The 17,394-nt window shown below is 61.9% G+C and carries 14 protein-coding genes; 7 read left to right on the plus strand and 7 right to left on the minus strand.

The features are described 5' to 3' along the window. Window positions 1-58: 58 nt before the first annotated feature. The 5 genes from prpF to AC1M7R_RS02880 all read right to left on the minus strand — a co-directional run bounded on the left by prpF (window position 59) and on the right by AC1M7R_RS02880 (window position 6,898). Entirely contained in the window at window positions 59-1,252 is a 1,194-nt protein-coding gene (prpF, locus tag AC1M7R_RS02860) for a 2-methylaconitate cis-trans isomerase PrpF (RefSeq protein ID WP_341965547.1), read from the minus strand. A 69-nt stretch (window positions 1,253-1,321) separates the two neighbouring features. Continuing rightward, window positions 1,322-3,913 carry a Fe/S-dependent 2-methylisocitrate dehydratase AcnD gene (gene acnD, locus AC1M7R_RS02865; RefSeq protein ID WP_490610231.1) on the minus strand — a complete coding sequence of 864 codons (2,592 nt, stop codon included), beginning with the start codon at window positions 3,911-3,913 and terminating at the stop codon, window positions 1,322-1,324. Window positions 3,914-4,111: 198 nt separating this feature from the next. After that, window positions 4,112-5,239 carry a bifunctional 2-methylcitrate synthase/citrate synthase gene (gene prpC / locus AC1M7R_RS02870; RefSeq protein WP_072393157.1) on the minus strand — a complete coding sequence of 376 codons (1,128 nt, stop codon included), beginning with the start codon at window positions 5,237-5,239 and terminating at the stop codon, window positions 4,112-4,114. Window positions 5,240-5,297: 58 nt separating this feature from the next. Further along, complete coding sequence (gene prpB / locus AC1M7R_RS02875; RefSeq protein WP_072393160.1) at window positions 5,298-6,188, minus strand: methylisocitrate lyase; 891 nt, start codon at window positions 6,186-6,188, stop codon at window positions 5,298-5,300. Continuing rightward, window positions 6,185-6,898, minus strand: coding sequence for a GntR family transcriptional regulator (locus tag AC1M7R_RS02880; RefSeq protein ID WP_072393163.1), 714 nt, complete (start codon window positions 6,896-6,898; stop codon window positions 6,185-6,187). The genes prpB and AC1M7R_RS02880 overlap by 4 nt, the downstream gene beginning before the upstream one ends. Window positions 6,899-7,179: 281 nt before the next feature. Between AC1M7R_RS02880 and rloA the strand changes: the two genes are divergently transcribed. The 4 genes from rloA to pabB all read left to right on the plus strand — a co-directional run bounded on the left by rloA (window position 7,180) and on the right by pabB (window position 11,903). After that, window positions 7,180-7,716 carry a retropepsin-like aspartic peptidase RloA gene (rloA, locus tag AC1M7R_RS02885; RefSeq protein ID WP_072393166.1) on the plus strand — a complete coding sequence of 179 codons (537 nt, stop codon included), beginning with the start codon at window positions 7,180-7,182 and terminating at the stop codon, window positions 7,714-7,716. Between the two features lie 5 nt (window positions 7,717-7,721). Further along, on the plus strand, window positions 7,722-9,254 hold the full coding sequence (rloB, locus tag AC1M7R_RS02890) for an osmotic stress tolerance membrane protein RloB (RefSeq protein ID WP_072393169.1): 1,533 nt from the start codon (window positions 7,722-7,724) through the stop codon (window positions 9,252-9,254). Next, entirely contained in the window at window positions 9,254-10,240 is a 987-nt protein-coding gene (locus tag AC1M7R_RS02895) for an alpha-L-glutamate ligase-like protein (RefSeq protein ID WP_072393172.1), read from the plus strand. Before rloB ends, AC1M7R_RS02895 begins: the two co-directional genes overlap by 1 nt. Before the next feature lie 319 nt (window positions 10,241-10,559). Further along, the gene (pabB, locus tag AC1M7R_RS02900) at window positions 10,560-11,903 is read left to right on the plus strand and encodes an aminodeoxychorismate synthase component I (protein ID WP_072393175.1); all 1,344 of its coding nucleotides are present in this window, start codon (window positions 10,560-10,562) and stop codon (window positions 11,901-11,903) included. A 116-nt stretch (window positions 11,904-12,019) separates the two neighbouring features. On the opposite strand, the gene thrH is transcribed toward pabB, so the two are convergent. Further along, window positions 12,020-12,637, minus strand: coding sequence for a bifunctional phosphoserine phosphatase/homoserine phosphotransferase ThrH (thrH, locus tag AC1M7R_RS02905; protein WP_072431836.1), 618 nt, complete (start codon window positions 12,635-12,637; stop codon window positions 12,020-12,022). Window positions 12,638-12,791: 154 nt separating this feature from the next. On the opposite strand from thrH, the gene AC1M7R_RS02910 reads away from it, so the two are divergent. From AC1M7R_RS02910 to AC1M7R_RS02920, 3 genes are all read left to right on the plus strand, one after another. Further along, window positions 12,792-13,532, plus strand: coding sequence for a phosphoadenylyl-sulfate reductase (locus AC1M7R_RS02910; RefSeq protein WP_072393181.1), 741 nt, complete (start codon window positions 12,792-12,794; stop codon window positions 13,530-13,532). Window positions 13,533-14,050: 518 nt separating this feature from the next. Continuing rightward, entirely contained in the window at window positions 14,051-15,580 is a 1,530-nt protein-coding gene (locus AC1M7R_RS02915; protein ID WP_072394102.1) for an NCS1 family nucleobase:cation symporter-1, read from the plus strand. 60 nt (window positions 15,581-15,640) lie between these two features. Continuing rightward, window positions 15,641-16,369, plus strand: coding sequence for an aspartate/glutamate racemase family protein (locus tag AC1M7R_RS02920; protein WP_072393184.1), 729 nt, complete (start codon window positions 15,641-15,643; stop codon window positions 16,367-16,369). 45 nt (window positions 16,370-16,414) lie between these two features. Here the strand turns inward: AC1M7R_RS02920 and AC1M7R_RS02925 are convergent, their stop codons facing one another. Beyond that, the gene (locus AC1M7R_RS02925) at window positions 16,415-17,338 is read right to left on the minus strand and encodes a LysR family transcriptional regulator (RefSeq protein WP_072393188.1); all 924 of its coding nucleotides are present in this window, start codon (window positions 17,336-17,338) and stop codon (window positions 16,415-16,417) included. Window positions 17,339-17,394 lie beyond the last annotated feature (56 nt).

Below are 17,394 nucleotides of genomic sequence, written 5' to 3' on the forward strand. Positions count from 1 at the left end.
TTGGTGTCGGCTGATACAGCGCTATCGCGAGCAAGCTCGCTCCCACAGCTTTTTCGACTCAGTTCAGAACATCCCCCGGCACCCGCACGAACCCTTCCATCAACACCCGCGCGCTGCGGCTCATGATGGCTTTTTTTACGGTCCATTCGCCGTTCACCAAGCTGGCCTCGGCGCCAACGCGCAAAGTGCCGGAGGGATGGCCGAAGCGCACGGCGTTGCGTTCGATGCCGCCGGCGGCCAGGTTCACCAGGGTGCCGGAAATAGCCGCCGCAGTGCCGATGGCCACGGCGGCAGTGCCCATCATGGCGTGATGCAACTTGCCCATGGACAACGCCCGCACCAGCAAGTCGACATCCCCTGCCGCCACGGCTTTTCCGCTGGAGGACAGGTAATCCGTTGGCGGCGCGACAAACGCTACTTTCGGCGTGTGCTGACGCTGGGCGGCTTCGTCCAGGTGCTTGATCAGGCCCATGCGCAAGGCACCGTGGGCACGAATGGTTTCGAACATGGCCAGGGCCTTGGGATCGCCATTGATGGCGCCTTGCAGTTCGGTACCGGTGTAACCGACGTCTCGGGCGTTGATGAAGATCGTCGGGATGCCGGCGTTGATCAGGGTTGCCTTGAGCGTACCGACACCAGGCACTTGCAGGTCGTCCACCAGGTTGCCGGTGGGAAACATCGATCCTCCTCCCCCCTCTTCCTCGGCCGCCGGCTCCATGAATTCCAATTGCACCTCGGCTGCCGGAAAGGTCACGCCGTCGAGTTCGAAATCGCCGGTTTCCTGCACCGCGCCATCGGTGATCGGCACATGGGCAATGATGGTCTTGCCGATATTGGCCTGCCAGATCCGCACCACCGCCACGCCGTTCTCCGGCAGGCGAGCGGCATCCACCAGGCCGCTGCCGATGGCGAATGACCCCACCGCCGCCGACAGGTTGCCGCAGTTGCCGCTCCAGTCCACGAACGGCTTGTCGATGGACACCTGGCCGAACAGGTAATCGACGTCATGGTCGGCCCGGGTGCTCTTGGACAGGATCACGGTCTTGCTGGTGCTGGAGGTCGCACCGCCCATGCCATCAATCTGCTTTTCGTACGGATCGGGACTGCCGATCACCCGCAGCAGCAAGGCGTCCCGGGCGGCACCCGGGACACGGGCGGCTTCGGGCAGGTCCTGCAGGCTGAAGAACACGCCTTTGCTGGTGCCGCCACGCATATAGGTAGCGGGAATTCTAATTTGGGGGGCGTGAGCCATGATGCGCCTACTCCTGAATGTTGAAGCCCGCGGGCAAGGGGTCTCGAATCCCACACCCGCGCAGCAGACTCAAACGGCAACCGCCGACTCGAGGAAGTCCTGGGCGAAACGCTGCAGCACGCCACCGGCTTCGTAGATCGACACCTCTTCGGCGGTATCGAGGCGGCAGGTCACCGGCACTTCGAGGCGCTCACCGTTCTTGCGGGTGATCACCAGGGTCAAGGTCGCCCGAGGCGTGCGCTCGCCAATCACGTCATAGATTTCACTGCCATCGATGCCCAGGGTCTTGCGGTTGGTGCCCGGCTTGAACTCCAGCGGCAATACGCCCATGCCCACCAGGTTGGTGCGGTGAATGCGCTCGAACCCTTCGGCGACGATCGCTTCGACACCGGCCAGGCGCACCCCCTTGGCCGCCCAGTCCCGGGACGAACCCTGGCCGTAGTCGGCACCGGCGATGATGATCAACGACTGCTTGCGCCCCATGTAGGTCTCGATGGCTTCCCACATGCGCATGACCTTGCCTTCCGGCTCCACCCGGGCCAGGGAGCCCTGCTTGACCTTGCCATTTTCCTGGACCATTTCGTTGAACAGTTTCGGGTTGGCGAAGGTGGCGCGTTGCGCGGTCAGGTGGTCGCCCCTGTGGGTTGCGTAGGAGTTGAAGTCCTCTTCGGGCAGGCCCATCTTGGCCAGGTATTCCCCGGCCGCACTGTCCGCCATGATGGCGTTGGACGGCGACAGGTGATCGGTGGTGATGTTGTCCGGCAGCACCGCCAAAGGGCGCATGCCCTTGAGCGGCCGCGCGCCGGCCAGTGCCCCTTCCCAGTAGGGCGGACGGCGGATGTAGGTGCTTTGTGGACGCCAGTCGTACAGCGGCGTCACTTTCGGCCCGGTGTCTTCCTGGATGGCAAACATCGGGATGTACACCTGGCGGAACTGCTCCGGTTTCACCGAGGCCTTGACCACGGCATCGACTTCCTCGTCGCTCGGCCAGATGTCCTTGAGACGGATTTCCCGACCGTCCACCACACCCAGCACATCCTTCTCGATGTCGAAGCGGATGGTCCCGGCGATGGCGTAGGCCACCACCAGCGGCGGCGAGGCGAGAAAAGCCTGCTTGGCATACGGATGGATTCGCCCATCGAAGTTGCGGTTACCCGACAGGACTGCGGTGGCATACAGGTCGCGGTCGATGATTTCCTGCTGGATCGCCGGATCCAGCGCGCCGGACATACCGTTGCAGGTGGTGCAGGCGAACGCCACCACGCCAAAGCCCAGCTTTTCGAGTTCAGGGGTGAGGCCGGCTTCGTCCAGGTACAGCGCCACGGTCTTCGAGCCGGGCGCCAGGGACGACTTGACCCATGGCTTGCGGGTCAGGCCCAGGCGATTGGCATTGCGCGCCAGCAGACCGGCTGCGATGACGTTGCGTGGGTTGCTGGTATTGGTGCAACTGGTGATGGCGGCGATGATCACAGCACCGTCGGGCATCTGCCCCGGCACTTCGGTCCATTGCCCGGCGATGCCTTTGGCGGCCAGGTCCGACACCGCGACGCGGGCGTGCGGATTGCTCGGACCGGCCATGTTGCGCACCACCGAGGACAGGTCGAAGGTCAGGCCACGCTCGTATTGCGCGCCCTTGAGGCTATCGGCCCATAGCCCCACGTGCCTGGCATAGGTTTCCACCAACTGCACCTGCGTGTCTTCGCGTCCGGTGAGCTTCAGGTAATCGATGGTCTGCTGGTCGATATAGAACATGGCCGCCGTGGCGCCATATTCCGGCGCCATGTTGGAAATGGTCGCACGGTCGCCCAGGGTCAAGGCGCTGGCGCCTTCACCGAAAAACTCCAGCCAGGCACCAACGACTTTCTGCTTGCGCAGGAATTCGGTCAGCGCCAGCACCATGTCGGTGGCGGTGATGCCCGGTTGCAGCTTGCCGGTCAGCTCGACGCCGACGATTTCCGGCAGGCGCATCCACGAGGCGCGACCGAGCATGACGCTTTCGGCTTCCAGCCCACCGACTCCGATGGCGATCACGCCCAGCGCATCGACATGGGGAGTGTGGCTGTCGGTGCCCACGCAGGTATCGGGGAACGCGACGCCGTCACGCTGCTGGATCACCGGAGACATTTTCTCCAGGTTGATCTGGTGCATGATCCCGTTGCCGGGCGGAATCACATCGACGTTCTTGAAGGCCTTCTTGGTCCAGTTGATAAAGTGGAAACGGTCTTCGTTGCGCCGGTCTTCGATGGCGCGGTTCTTGGCGAATGCCTGGGGATCGGCACCGCCGCTTTCCACCGCCAGGGAGTGGTCGACGATCAGTTGGGTCGGCACCACCGGGTTGACCTGCGCCGGATCGCCGCCTTGCTGGGCGATGGCGTCGCGCAGGCCGGCCAGGTCCACCAGGGCCGTCTGGCCAAGGATGTCATGGCACACCACCCGGGCCGGAAACCACGGGAAGTCCAGGTCGCGCTTGCGCTCGATCAATTGCAGCAGCGATTCACGCAGCGTGGCCGGCTCGCAGCGACGCACCAGGTTTTCCGCCAGCACGCGGGCGGTGTACGGCAGCCCATCGTAGGCGCCAGGGCAGAAGGCATCCACCGCGGCGCGAACGTCGAAATAATCCAGGGCGGTGCCGGGCAGCGGTTTACGAAATTCTGTGTTCATCGTCAGGACTCGGTCACGGTGGTTTCAGAAGGGGTTGGCGAAGGATTTGAAGTCACCCTCCGGCCACTGGGAGCGAGCTTGCTTGCGATAGCGGTGCATCCGTCGACATCGACGTTGAATGTCAGTGCGCAATCGCGAACAAGCTCGCTTCCACAGGGTTTCGGGGTCATTCAGTTCCGGCGGCTAAAACCCTCCAGCTCAGCGTTGTTCGATTGGCACGAACTTGCGCTGTTCGACGCCGGTGTATTCGGCGCTCGGGCGGATGATGCGGTTGTTGGCGCGTTGTTCGAATACGTGGGCGGCCCAGCCGGTCAGGCGCGAGCAGACGAAGATCGGCGTGAAGAGCTTGGTGGGGATGCCCATGAAGTGATAAGCCGAAGCGTGGTAGAAATCGGCGTTGGGAAACAGCTTCTTCTGTTCCCACATGGTCTTGTCGATGGCTTCGGAAACCGGGAACAGCACTGTGTCGCCCACCTCATCGGCAAGTTTTCTGGACCAGCCCTTGATGACCTCGTTGCGCGGGTCGTTGTCCTTATAGATGGCGTGGCCAAAGCCCATGATCTTGTCCTTGCGCTCGAGCATCGCCAGGGTGCCCTTGATCGCTTCCTCCGGCGACTGGAAGCGCTCGATCATTTCCATCGCCGCTTCATTCGCGCCGCCATGCAGCGGGCCGCGCAGCGAGCCGATGGCTGCCGTGATGCAGGAAAACAGGTCCGAGAGCGTGGAGGCGCACACCCGGGCGGTGAAGGTCGAGGCGTTGAACTCATGCTCGGCGTACAGGATCAGCGACACGTTCATCACCTTGACGTGCAACTCGCTGGGCTTGCGACCATGCAGCAGGTGCAGGAAATGGCCACCGATGGAGGTTTCGTCGGTCACGCATTCGATGCGCTGGCCTTCATGGCTGAAGCGATACCAGTAGCACATGATCGCCGGGAACGCGGCCAGCAGGCGGTCAGTCTTGTCATGCTGCTCGGAGAAATCCTTCTCCGGCTCCAGGTTGCCCAGGAACGAACAGCCAGTGCGCATCACATCCATCGGATGAGTGTCGGCGGGAATACGCTCCAGCACTTCCTTCAAGGCCTGGGGCAAGTCCCGCAACTGGCGCAGCTTGCTGATATAGGCATCCAGCTGGGCCTGGGTCGGCAGTTCGCCATAAAGCAGCAGGTAGGCCACCTCTTCGAATTGCGCATCGGCCGCCAGGTCGCGCACGTCATAGCCACGATAGGTCAGGCCGGCGCCCGACTGGCCCACGGTGGACAATGCGGTTTGCCCGGCCACCTGGCCACGGAGCCCGGCGCCACTGAGTACTTTTGCTTCGGCCATTTGCTTTCTCCAATTTTTGAATTTGTAGGGAATCGGCAAGTTGCAGGGAATGGGCGCCTTACTTCTTCGCAGCGAACAACGCATCGAGCTTCTGCTCGAAGGTGTGGTAGTCGATGCGATCGTAAAGCTCCATGCGTGTCTGCATGGTATCGATGACGTTCTGCTGCGTGCCGTCTCGGCGAATCGCGGTGTAGACGTTCTCGGCCGCCTTGTTCATGGCCCGGAAGGCCGACAGCGGGTACAGCACCAGGGAGACGTCGGCCGCCTTCAGTTGCTCGGTGGTGTACAGCGGTGTCGCGCCGAATTCGGTGATGTTCGCCAGGATCGGCGCTTTCACGCGGCTGGCGAACAGCTTGTACATTTCAAGTTCGGTGATGGCTTCGGGAAAGACCATGTCGGCCCCGGCCTCGATGCAGGCGGCAGCGCGATCGAGGGCCGACTCCAGCCCTTCCACCGCAAGGGCGTCGGTGCGGGCCATGATCACGAAACTGTCGTCGGTGCGGGCATCCACCGCGGCCTTGATGCGGTCGACCATTTCCTGCTGCGAGACGATCTCCTTGTTCGGACGATGGCCGCAGCGCTTGGCTCCCACCTGGTCTTCGATGTGGATCGCCGCCGCGCCGAACTTGATCATCGACTTGACGGTACGGGCCACGTTGAACGCCGAGGAACCAAAACCGGTGTCCACATCCACCAGCAGCGGCAGGTCGCAGACATCGGTGATCCGACGCACATCGGTCAGCACGTCATCCAGGCCGGTGATGCCCAGGTCCGGCACGCCGAGGGAACCTGCGGCCACGCCGCCACCGGACAGGTAGATGGCCTTGAAACCGGCGCGTTTGGCCAGCAGCGCATGGTTGGCGTTGATGGTACCCACCACTTGCAGCGGGTGCTCGGTGGCGACCGCCTCGCGAAAACGCTGGCCTGGCGTGCTCTTGCTGGAACTCATGACTCACCTCGTTCAGTGGCGGCGCTGTCCTGGTAATGACGCGCGATGTTGCGTTTGGATGCGCCGATGTGCCGTCGCATCAATAATTCAGCCAGCTCGCCGTCACGGTCGGCGATGGCATCGAGTATCCGGTGGTGCTCGGCAAAGGCCTGGCGCGGACGATTGGGGGTGGTGGAAAACTGGATGCGGTACATGCGCACCAACTGGTACAGCTCGCCGCAGAGCATCTGCGTGAGGGTGCGGTTGCCGCTGCCCTGGATGATCCGGTAGTGGAAGTCGAAATCCCCTTCCTGCTGGTAGTAGCCGACACCGGCCTGGAACGCCGCGTCGCGCTCATGGGTTTCCAGTACGCGGCGCAATTCGTCGATCTCTTCCAGGGTCATGCGTTCGGCCGCCAGGCGGCAGGCCATGCCCTCCAGGGACTCTCGTATTTCGTAGAGCTCCAGCAGTTCGGCATGGTTCAAGGACACCACTCGGGCACCGACGTGAGGCACACGCACCAGCAGGCGCTGGCCTTCCAGGCGATGGATCGCTTCGCGCAAGGGACCGCGGCTGATGCCGTACGTGCGGGCCAGCTCGGGCTCGGAGATCTTGCTGCCGGGGGCGATCTCACCTTTGACGATGGCCGCCTGGATGCGCCGGAAGACGTTCTCGGAAAGGGTTTCCGAGTCGTCCTGGGCGACGACCGCGGTTTCGAGCTGATCGAGCATATTGTCGACACCTTGAAAATCAATACGCCGAAAAATAGCCAAGAGCAGGATAAAGGTCAAAGCAAATATATATATTGTCGACAATCGTCTAACAAGGTGCCTTGCCATAACCGGCCGCTGGGCGGGCTCGTAGCGTCCTGCCAGCGGTGGCGTCAGAAAACCACCGTGCTAGAATGCCGCCGCTATTCGCCACTCTCTTCTTATTAAAGAAGGCCGCCAGGGAGCTTGTGCAGTAATGCCAGGGCCTGAACCGATAAACGGACCGCTGCGCACCAGGATCTATGACATTCAAGCCCTTCTCCGCTGTCCTGTGTTTCATTTGCCTGCCTGGCTTTGCCGCGGCGGGTGAAAAGACCGTGTACGGCCTGAACGAATATGCGGCGCTCCAGGGCATCGACCTGGAAGTCGCCGCCAAGCTGGACACGGGGGCCAAGACCGCGTCCCTCAGCGCCCGAGACATCAAGCGCTTCAAGCGCAACGGCGAATCCTGGGTCCGCTTTTACCTCGCCATCGACGCGGCCCATTCGCACCCTATCGAACGCCCGCTGGCCCGGGTCAGCAAGATCAAGCGCCGCGCCGGTGACTACGACCCGGAGGAAGGCAAGAAATACACGGCCCGGCCGGTCATCGAACTGGATATCTGCATGGGCTCGGCCCTGCGCAGCATCGAAGTGAACCTGACCGACCGCAGTGCATTCCAATACCCGTTGCTGATCGGCTCCGAGGCGCTCAAACGCTTCGACGCGCTGGTCGACCCCAGTCTCAAATACGCTGCCGGCAAACCCGCCTGCGCCAATGCCGCTCAAACCGCAGAGTAATCCCAATGCGCTCCCTTACCCTCCATCTGAAAATGCTGATCGCCATCCTGGTGGTGCTGGGCCTGTCGGTGACGGCCTATCAGATTTTCGTGCTCGGCATCCCGGTGACCGAAGATGCCACCGACGACCTGTGGAACATCGACGCCAAGGTCGAGTTCGTGCCCAACGCCAAGGATCCGGTGAAGGTCCAGATGTTCGTGCCGCCCCTGAGCCGCGACTATGTGAGCCTCAACGAGAGCTTCATTTCCAACAACTATGGCGTGGCGGTGAACCGGATCGACGGTAACCGCAAGGTGACCTGGTCGGCCCGCCGGGCCAAGGGCAACCAGACCCTGTATTACCGCCTGGTGCTGACCAAGCGCTACAGCGCCGAGAAAACCAAGGTCAAGGGCCCGACCTTCCGCGACAGCATCGCCGTCGAAGGCCCGGAGAAGATCGCCGCCGAAGCACTGCTCGCGCCGATCCGCCAGCACTCTGCCGACGTCGAGACCTTCATCAGCGAAGCCATCAAGCGGGTCAACAACCTCAACGACGACAACGTCAAGCTGCTGCTGGCCGGCGACGTCTCCTCGGGCAACAAGGCAAGGATCGTCGAGCTGGTGCTGTCCATCGCCCATGTGCCGGTGGAAAAGGTCCACACCATCCGCCTGGTGGCCGACCAGCCGCAGACGCCCGAACTGTGGCTGCGCAGTTTCAACGGCACCGACTGGCTGTACTTCAACCCGGACACCGGCGAGCAGGGGCTGCCCACCGACCGCCTGCTGTGGTGGACTGGCGATGAAAACCTGATCACCGTCGATGGCGGCAAGAAAGCCACCGTCACGTTCAGCATGAACAACAGCGAAATGAACGCCATTCGCCTGGCCAAGCTGACGGACGAGAACACCGACGCCAACTTCCTCGAATACTCGCTCTACGGCCTGCCCCTGCAGACCCAGCAGACCTTCATGATCATGGTCATGATCCCGATCGGCGTGCTGGTGATCCTCGTGCTGCGCAACCTGATCGGCCTGCAGACCCTCGGCACCTTCACCCCGGTGCTGATCGCACTGGCCTTCCGTGAAACCCAACTGGGCTTCGGGATCATCCTGTTCACGGTGATCACCACCCTGGGCCTGTCGCTGCGCTCGTACCTGGAGCACCTCAAGCTGCAGATGCTGCCAAGACTCTCGGTGGTCTTGACATTCGTGGTGGTGCTGATCGCCGCCATCAGCCTGCTCAGCCATAAGCTGGGCCTGGAGCGCGGCCTGTCGGTGGCGTTGTTCCCGATGGTGATCCTGACCATGACCATCGAACGCCTGTCCATCACCTGGGAAGAGCGCGGCGCCGGCCATGCCATGAAGGTGGCCATCGGCACGCTGTTCGCCGCGTCCCTGGCGCACCTGATCATGAGCGTGCCGGAGCTGGTCTACTTCGTGTTCACCTTCCCGGCCATCCTGCTGATCCTGGTGGGCTTCATGCTGGCCATGGGTCGCTACCGCGGCTACCGCCTGACCGAGCTGGTACGGTTCAAGGCCTTCGTCAAGGCTGACTCGTAATGTTCGGCCTCTGGAAAACCTGGAAGGCCCTGGAAGCCCGGGGCATCATGGGCATCAACCGGCGCAATGCCGACTACGTGCTCAAATACAACAAGCGCAGCCTGTACCCCATCGTCGATGACAAGATCATCACCAAGGAACGGGCCATCGCCGCCGGCATCCATGTGCCGGAGCTGTACGGGATCATTTCCACCGAGAAGGAAATCGACAAGCTCGATGGCATCATCGGCGGGCGCACCGACTTCGTCATCAAGCCGGCCCAGGGCGCCGGCGGCGACGGGATCATCGTCATCGCCGACCGTTTCGAGGGCCGCTACCGCACCGTGTCCGGCAAGATCATCAGCCACGAGGAAATCGAGCATCACATTTCCAGTATCCTCACCGGCTTGTATTCCCTGGGCGGGCACCGTGACCGGGCGCTGATCGAGTACCGCGTGACCCCGGACCAGATCTTCAAGAGCATCAGCTACGAGGGCGTGCCGGACATTCGCATCATCGTACTGATGGGTTATCCGGTGATGGCCATGTTACGGCTGCCGACCCGGCAGTCCGGTGGCAAGGCCAACCTGCACCAGGGCGCCATCGGCGTCGGCGTGGACCTCGCCACTGGCCTGACCCTGCGCGGCACCTGGCTGAACAACATCATCACCAAACACCCTGACACCACCAACGCGGTGGACGGCGTGCAACTGCCCTACTGGGACGGTTTCATGAAACTGGCCGCCGGTTGCTATGAACTGTGCGGACTGGGCTACATCGGCGTCGACATGGTGCTGGACCAGGAGAAAGGGCCGTTGATCCTGGAACTGAACGCCCGACCAGGGCTGAACATCCAGATCGCCAACGACTGCGGCCTGACCCTGCGTACCCATGCGGTGGAAGCGCACCTGGAGGAGCTCCAGGCACGGGGCGTCGTGGAAACCGTGGAAGAGCGCGTGGCGTTTGCCCAGGAGCTGTTCGGGCATATCCCGCCGGTTGAGGGCTGATCCCTCTAATCCTGAACAATGCCAATTGTCTGGACCGGGACATTGTGAACTTGTGCCGAGGGGATTTATCCCTGCTGGGTTGCGTGGTATCCCCAAAAGCTGCCACCCCAATACATCAGGGTGGTTGCACTACCTGTCTGGGGTCGCTTCGCAACCCAATGGGGATAAATTCCCTCGCCACAGGATGTTCTCATCACAAATGTTCCCCGCAGTCATCTTCGACAGCCACAGACGTGCTCATCTCCGACATCCCCCTAGGAGCAAATCCTACGGGGGATTACAATCGCTCCCCCGCCTGAATGGCTGACCCGCCCCGCCCATGCCAACCTGCTCCGTACACCCGTTACCTTACCGCGCCAACCCTGCCGAGTATTTCGCGGCGATTCGTCATGCCCCGGGCAGCGTGCTGCTCGACAGTGGCCGGCCGAGTGCCGAACGCGGACGTTATGACCTGCTCAGCGCATGGCCGCTGACACAATTGGCGGTGATGCCGAACGAGAGCGGCAGTGACTTCCTGCAACGCCTGCGCATTCAGCTGACCCAACTGGGCGACGCGGCGCTGCCGGCCACGGTGCAATTGCCCTTCGCGGGCGGCTTGATCGGCTACTTGAGCTATGACTTCGGCCGACACCTGGAAACCCTGCCTTCCCAGGCCCAGGACGACCTGCAACTGCCCGATGCCTGCTTCGGCGTCTATGACTGGGCGCTTGTCAGCGACCATCAGGCCGGCACCAGCCAATTGGTGTTCCACCCTCATTGTGGCGAAAGCGAACGCCAGCGTCTGATCGAGCTGTTCAGCCGGACCACCCCGATGCCCGCCAGCGCTTTCAGGCTCGAAGGACCTATGGCGCCGGACCTCAGCGCCGAAACCTATCGACAGGCAATCGACCGGATCCAGGCCTATATCCAGGCTGGTGACTGTTACCAGGTGAATTTTGCCCAGCGCTTCCGGGCGCCTTGCCAGGGTGATGCCTGGGTTGCGTACCAGGCACTGCGAGCGGCTTGCCCGACACCGTTCTCGGGCTTCCAGAGCCTGCCGGATGGCGGCGCGGTGCTGAGCCTGTCGCCCGAGCGTTTCGTCAGGGTCAGCGAGGGCCACGTCGAAACCCGTCCCATCAAGGGCACCCGCCCCCGTGGCAGCACGCCTGGCGAAGACGCCGCCCATGCCGCCGAGCTGCTTGCCAGCCCCAAGGACCGGGCGGAGAACCTGATGATCGTCGACTTGCTGCGCAACGATCTGGGCCGTACCTGCCGCATCGGCTCGGTGCGGGTACCGGAACTCTTCAGCCTGGAAAGCTACCCGAACGTACACCATCTGGTCAGCAGCGTGACCGGCGAACTGGCCGAGCGCAAAGACGCCCTGGACCTGATCGCCGGCAGTTTCCCCGGCGGCTCCATCACGGGCGCACCGAAGATCCGCGCCATGCAGATCATCGACGAGCTCGAACCGACCCGGCGCGGCCTCTATTGCGGTTCGTTGCTGTACCTGGACGTACGTGGGGAGATGGACAGCTCCATCGCCATCCGCAGCCTGCTGGTCAAGGATGGACAGGTGTGCTGCTGGGGCGGCGGCGGGATTGTCGCGGACTCGGACTGGCAGGCGGAGTATCAGGAGTCGATTACCAAGGTCAGGGTCTTGCTGGAAACCTTGCAGAACCTTTAGTGACCACACCATCTCCTGTGGGAGCGAGCTTGCTCGCGATTGCGTTGGGTCAGCAGCACTGGAGCCGACTGGCACACCGCTATCGCGAACAAGCGTCGCTCCCACAGGTTTTTTACCTACAGGCTGAGATTGCGGTTCGACGCCTTGATGAATTCCTGCTTCAACTCGGCGAAGCTGTGCACCGCCGGGAACTGCGGGAACTCACGGATCACATTATCCGGGGCATGGAACAGGATGCCGGCGTCGGCTTCGCCGAGCATTGTGGTGTCATTGTAGGAATCTCCCGCGGCAATCACCCGGTAGTACAAACTCTTGAATGCCAGGACCGACTGCCGCTTGGGATCTTTCTGACGCAGTTGATACCCGGTGACCCGCCCGCTCTCATCCGTGATCAGGCGATGGCACAACAAGGTGGGAAAACCCAGCTGCCGCATCAAGGGTTGGGAAAACTCGTAGAACGTGTCCGAAAGAATCACCACCTGGAAGCGTTCCCGCAGCCAGTCGACGAACTCGATGGCGCCGTCCAGCGGCTGGAGGGTGGCGATCACCTCCTGGATATCGGAAAGCTTGAGCCCGTGTTCGTCGAGGATGCGCAACCGCTGTTTCATCAGCACGTCGTAGTCGGGAATGTCCCGAGTGGTTGCCCTGAGGGATTGAATCCCGGTTTTTTCAGCGAAGGCGATCCAGATTTCCGGGACCAATACACCCTCCAGGTCGAGGCAGGCAATTTCCACAGGACACTCCCATTATTGATGTCTGTCGGTTGAGCGAACAAAAGGCTTGCCGACTCTAGCCATTCGCACAGGAGCGCGCCAGTCCCGGCCGCTTTTGTTACCATCGGCCTCCTATAGAGCGCTCAGCGCCACCGACCTGTAGGAAACCGCCCTGATGAGCCCATCGTTTGACGTCGTGGAACTCGCCACGACCTATGCCAACAAGTCTCCACAAGACATCCTCAAGCTGGCCTTCGCCGAGTTCGGCGACGACCTGTGGATATCTTTCAGCGGCGCCGAGGACGTGGTGCTGGTGGACATGGCCTGGAAGCTGAACAAGAACGTCAAGGTGTTCAGCCTCGACACCGGTCGCCTGCACCCGGAAACCTACCGGTTCATCGATCAGGTGCGCGAACACTACAAGATCGATATCGAGGTGATTTCGCCGGACCATACGAAACTGGAGCCGTTCGTGAAGGAAAAAGGCCTGTTCAGTTTCTATAAGGACGGTCATGGCGAGTGCTGCGGCATCCGCAAGATCGAACCATTGCGACGCAAACTGGCCGATGTCCGCGCATGGGCCACCGGCCAGCGTCGCGACCAGAGCCCCGGGACCCGCAGCCAGGTGGCCGTGCTGGAGATCGACACAGCATTCTCGACCCCGGAACGCACCCTGTACAAATTCAATCCGCTGTCGCAGATGACCAGCGAGGAAGTCTGGGGCTATATCCGCATGCTTGAGCTGCCTTACAACAGCTTGCATGAACGGGGGTTCATCAGCATCGGCTGCGAACCCTGCACCCGCCCGGTGCTGCCGAACCAGCATGAGCGCGAAGGTCGCTGGTGGTGGGAAGAAGCCACGCAGAAAGAATGTGGCCTGCATGCCGGTAACATCATCAGCAAATCCAAGGCCTGATCCCTCAACCCGCGACCGCTTCGAACTTTGAAGGAAGCGGTAGGGATGACCTGCTGGCCATGGCGTGACGCGCCGGCAACCTGTACACAAAAATGTCACCTCAGGTGCCATTTTTGTGTGCACTTATTCCCGTAATGCCCCGAAAAGTTACACCTGCCCTCCCCATCGCATTTTTCCTTCCTGGCGAAAGCTCGCGTCCTGAAAATAAATACCTGTTCGATTGGTCAATTTATAACGACCTTTTTTCAGTGACTTATACGAAACAAATAACGAAACGAAATCAAGGCAGAAAGCTTTAGATCCGAAGCTGGCATAGATATGGCTTGAGTCGACATGTGTTTTGTATACAAATCAAATAAAACCTACACACACTTTAGCTCCGCAAGCCTGAAGCGCCCTATCCCGTACAGGCTGCAGATGCCCCTTGACCAAGGATGCTCGCCCGCCGCGACGAAGATTTGTCGAGCCATGCGCTCATGCACAGTCATCGCGGCATCGAGGATCAGGAGCCTGCCGGAATGCGTACTAGCCTCTCCAATGACATCGCACTGGATCTACCCTCCTCCACCACTGCCGCGGATACCCGAACCACAGCCCCCCTGATCCTGAGCCCCAGGCTGCACAACAAGGACCTGGCGCCGACCAAGGCCGAGGGCCGGCGCTGGGGTCGATACAGCATCTTTGCCCTGTGGACCAACGACGTACACAACATCGCCAACTATTCCTTCGCCATCGGCCTGTATGCGCTGGGCCTGGGCGGCTGGCAGATCCTGCTGTCCCTGGGGATCGGTGCCGCGCTGGTCTATGGCTTCATGAACCTGTCCGGCTACATGGGGCAGAAGACCGGAGTGCCGTTTCCCGTCATCAGCCGGATCAGTTTCGGCATCCACGGCGCGCAGATTCCTGCGTTGATCAGGGCGGTTATCGCCATCGCCTGGTTCGGTATCCAGACCTACCTTGCGTCGGTGGTCTTTCGGGTATTGCTGACCGCCATCCACCCGGGCTTCGCCGACTACGACCAGGACTCGATCCTGGGCCTGTCGAGCCTGGGCTGGGTGTGTTTCGTGGTGATCTGGTTCGTGCAGTTGTTGATCCTGGCCTATGGCATGGAAATGGTACGCCGCTACGAAGGCTTTGCCGGGCCGGTGATTCTCGTCACCGTCGCCGCCCTGGCCGGTTGGATGTACACCCAGGCCGGCGCCACCATTGCCTGGTCGATCCGTGAACCGCTGAGCGGTGCCGAGATGTGGCGCAACATTTTCGCCGGCGGCGCGTTGTGGCTGGCGATCTACGGCACCCTGGTACTCAACTTCTGCGACTTCGCGCGTTCTTCGCCCTGCCGCCGAACCATCGTCGTCGGCAACTTCTGGGGCCTGCCGGTCAATATCCTGGTTTTCGCCGCAATCACGATCCTGCTGTGCGGTGCGCAGTTCCAGATCAACGGGCAGATCATCGAAAGCCCGACCCAGGTCATCGCCTCGATCCCCAACACCTTTTTACTGGTGCTTGGCTGCCTGGCGTTCCTCATCGTCACCGTGGCCGTGAACATCATGGCCAATTTCGTCGCACCGGCCTTCGTGCTCAGCAACCTGGCCCCCAGATACCTGACGTTCCGCCGGGCCGGACTGATCAGCGCCGCCATCGCCGTGCTGATCCTGCCGTGGAATCTCTATAACAGCCCGCTGGTGATCGTGTATTTCCTGTCCGGCCTCGGTGCGCTGCTCGGGCCGCTGTATGGCGTGATCATGGTCGACTACTGGTTGATCAGAAAAGGCCGGATCAATGTGCCACAGCTCTACAGCGAAGACCCCGATGGCGCCTATTTCTATAGCAAGGGGGTCAACCTGCGTGCGGTGGCGGCATTCATTCCGGCGGCCCTGATTGCCATCGTCCTGGCGCTGGTGCCCGGCTTCGACAGCGTTTCACCGTTCTCCTGGTTGATCGGCGCCGGGATCGCCGGGCTGCTCTACCTGGCGATCGCCAAGCGGCAGCCGTTTTACGAAGATGTCAGCGGTGAATCCATCGCCGTGGATAACGTCAGCCACTGAAGCCCGATTTCAACGCGGCCTGCCCGGCTCGGGCCGCTTATCTCACCTCAAGGAAAGCCCATGCGAATTCTCGTAGTCAACGTCAACACCACCGAGTCCATCACCCAGGCCATTGCCCGCCAGGCGCAGGCCGTGGCCGCCCCAGGTACGGAGATTGTCGGGCTCACGCCGCATTTCGGGGCCGACTCGGTCGAAGGCAACTTCGAAAGTTACCTGGCCGCCATCGCAGTGATGGACCGAGTGATGTCCTACGATCAGCCGTTCGACGCCGTGATCCAGGCCGGTTATGGCGAGCATGGCCGCGAAGGCCTGCAGGAGCTGCTCGACGTGCCGGTGGTGGATATCACCGACGCCGCCGCCAGCACCGCGATGTTCCTGGGCCATGCGTATTCAGTGGTCACCACCCTGGACCGCACCGTGCCGCTGATCGAAGACCGGCTCAAGCTCTCCGGCCTGTACGACCGGTGTGCATCGGTCAGGGCCAGTGGCCTGGCGGTGCTGGAGCTGGAGCAGGACCCGCAACGGGCCGTCGAAGCCATTGTGCAGCAGGCGGAACTGGCGGTGAGCCAGGACAAGGCCGAGGTGATCTGCTTGGGATGCGGCGGCATGGCCGGGCTCGATGAACGGATCCGCCAATGCACCGGGGTGCCGGTGGTGGATGGGGTGACCGCGGCGGTGACCATCGCCGAATCCCTGGTGCGACTGGGGTTATCCACTTCCAAGGTCCGCACCTACGCGACACCTCGGCCCAAGACCATCATCGGCTGGCCGGGGCGGTTCGGGCGCTGAGACACGTCGTGCCCATCGCGATCGTGCTGCGATGGGCGAGTGGTCTCAAACGGCCCTGAACCGCTGCGCCCATTCCTGCTCGGCAAACTGTTCGATGATGAAATCCACGAAGGCTCGGGTCTTGCCCGGCAGCAACTTGTGCTCGGCGTAATAGATGGAAATGTTGCCATCATCCACATACCAGTCCGGCAATACCCGCTGCAGTTCGCCGGACTCCAGGAACGGAACGGCCACCGGCATGCTCACCAGTCCAATGCCCAGCCCCTGGGCCGCGGCCGCACAGTCGGCTTCCGAGTCACTCATGGTCATGCGCGCCTTGAGCATCAGCGGACTGTGCTGCCCGGTATGACTGGTCAGTTGCCAGGAGCGAATGCGCCCGGTCTGGGGCGAACGGATCAGGATGCCCTGATGGTTCGCCAGGTCGTCCGGCTCCAGCACCGCGGCGTGCTCCTGCAGGTAACCCGGTGAGGCCACCAGTACCCGATGGGCCACCGCCAGCTTGCGTGCCACCACGCCTTGGGGCAACTCGAAACCACCCCCGATGGCCGCATCGAAACCCTGGCCGATCAGGTCGACCTGTCGGTTATCGAAGTGCCAGTCCGGGCTGATCGCCGGGAAGCGTCGTAGAAACTGCCCCAGCAATGGCACCACATACAGTCGTCCGAATGCCGTGCCCATGCTCACCTTCAACGTACCTGCCGGCTGCCCACCGGCGCTGGCCAGGTTGGCGACCGCGTTCTGGATGGTATTGAGGCTGCCGCTCACTTCGCTCAAAAACAAATGACCGGCCTCGGTCAGGGTCAGCCTGCGGGTACTGCGCTGGAACAGGCGCACCCCCAGCCGTGCTTCGAGCCTGGCGACATTCTTGCCCACCGCCGCCGGGGTAATACTCAGTCGCCGGGCGGCTTCGGCAAAGCTGCCGACTTCGGCACTGCGCACAAAGCATTCGATACTGCTGAAGGTCTCCATAAGCGCCACTCTAAACTTCTGGTTTACACAGACTATATCAATGGCGGTCTACACAG

The organism is Pseudomonas sp. MS01C9 (genome assembly GCF_058202755.1).

Excerpts from the sequence above, each read along its gene's own strand:
- prpF (WP_341965547.1), bottom strand. The coding sequence starts at position 1,252 with ATGGCTCACGCCCCCCAAATTAGAATTCCCGCTACCTATATGCGTGGC.
- acnD (WP_490610231.1), bottom strand. The coding sequence starts at position 3,913 with ATGAACACAGAATTTCGTAAACCGCTGCCCGGCACCGCCCTGGATTAT.
- prpC (WP_072393157.1), bottom strand. The coding sequence starts at position 5,239 with ATGGCCGAAGCAAAAGTACTCAGTGGCGCCGGGCTCCGTGGCCAGGTG.
- prpB (WP_072393160.1), bottom strand. The coding sequence starts at position 6,188 with ATGAGTTCCAGCAAGAGCACGCCAGGCCAGCGTTTTCGCGAGGCGGTC.
- AC1M7R_RS02880 (WP_072393163.1), bottom strand. The coding sequence starts at position 6,898 with ATGCTCGATCAGCTCGAAACCGCGGTCGTCGCCCAGGACGACTCGGAA.
- rloA (WP_072393166.1), top strand. The coding sequence starts at position 7,180 with ATGACATTCAAGCCCTTCTCCGCTGTCCTGTGTTTCATTTGCCTGCCT.
- rloB (WP_072393169.1), top strand. The coding sequence starts at position 7,722 with ATGCGCTCCCTTACCCTCCATCTGAAAATGCTGATCGCCATCCTGGTG.
- AC1M7R_RS02895 (WP_072393172.1), top strand. The coding sequence starts at position 9,254 with ATGTTCGGCCTCTGGAAAACCTGGAAGGCCCTGGAAGCCCGGGGCATC.
- pabB (WP_072393175.1), top strand. The coding sequence starts at position 10,560 with ATGCCAACCTGCTCCGTACACCCGTTACCTTACCGCGCCAACCCTGCC.
- AC1M7R_RS02910 (WP_072393181.1), top strand. The coding sequence starts at position 12,792 with ATGAGCCCATCGTTTGACGTCGTGGAACTCGCCACGACCTATGCCAAC.
- AC1M7R_RS02915 (WP_072394102.1), top strand. The coding sequence starts at position 14,051 with ATGCGTACTAGCCTCTCCAATGACATCGCACTGGATCTACCCTCCTCC.
- AC1M7R_RS02920 (WP_072393184.1), top strand. The coding sequence starts at position 15,641 with ATGCGAATTCTCGTAGTCAACGTCAACACCACCGAGTCCATCACCCAG.
- AC1M7R_RS02925 (WP_072393188.1), bottom strand. The coding sequence starts at position 17,338 with ATGGAGACCTTCAGCAGTATCGAATGCTTTGTGCGCAGTGCCGAAGTC.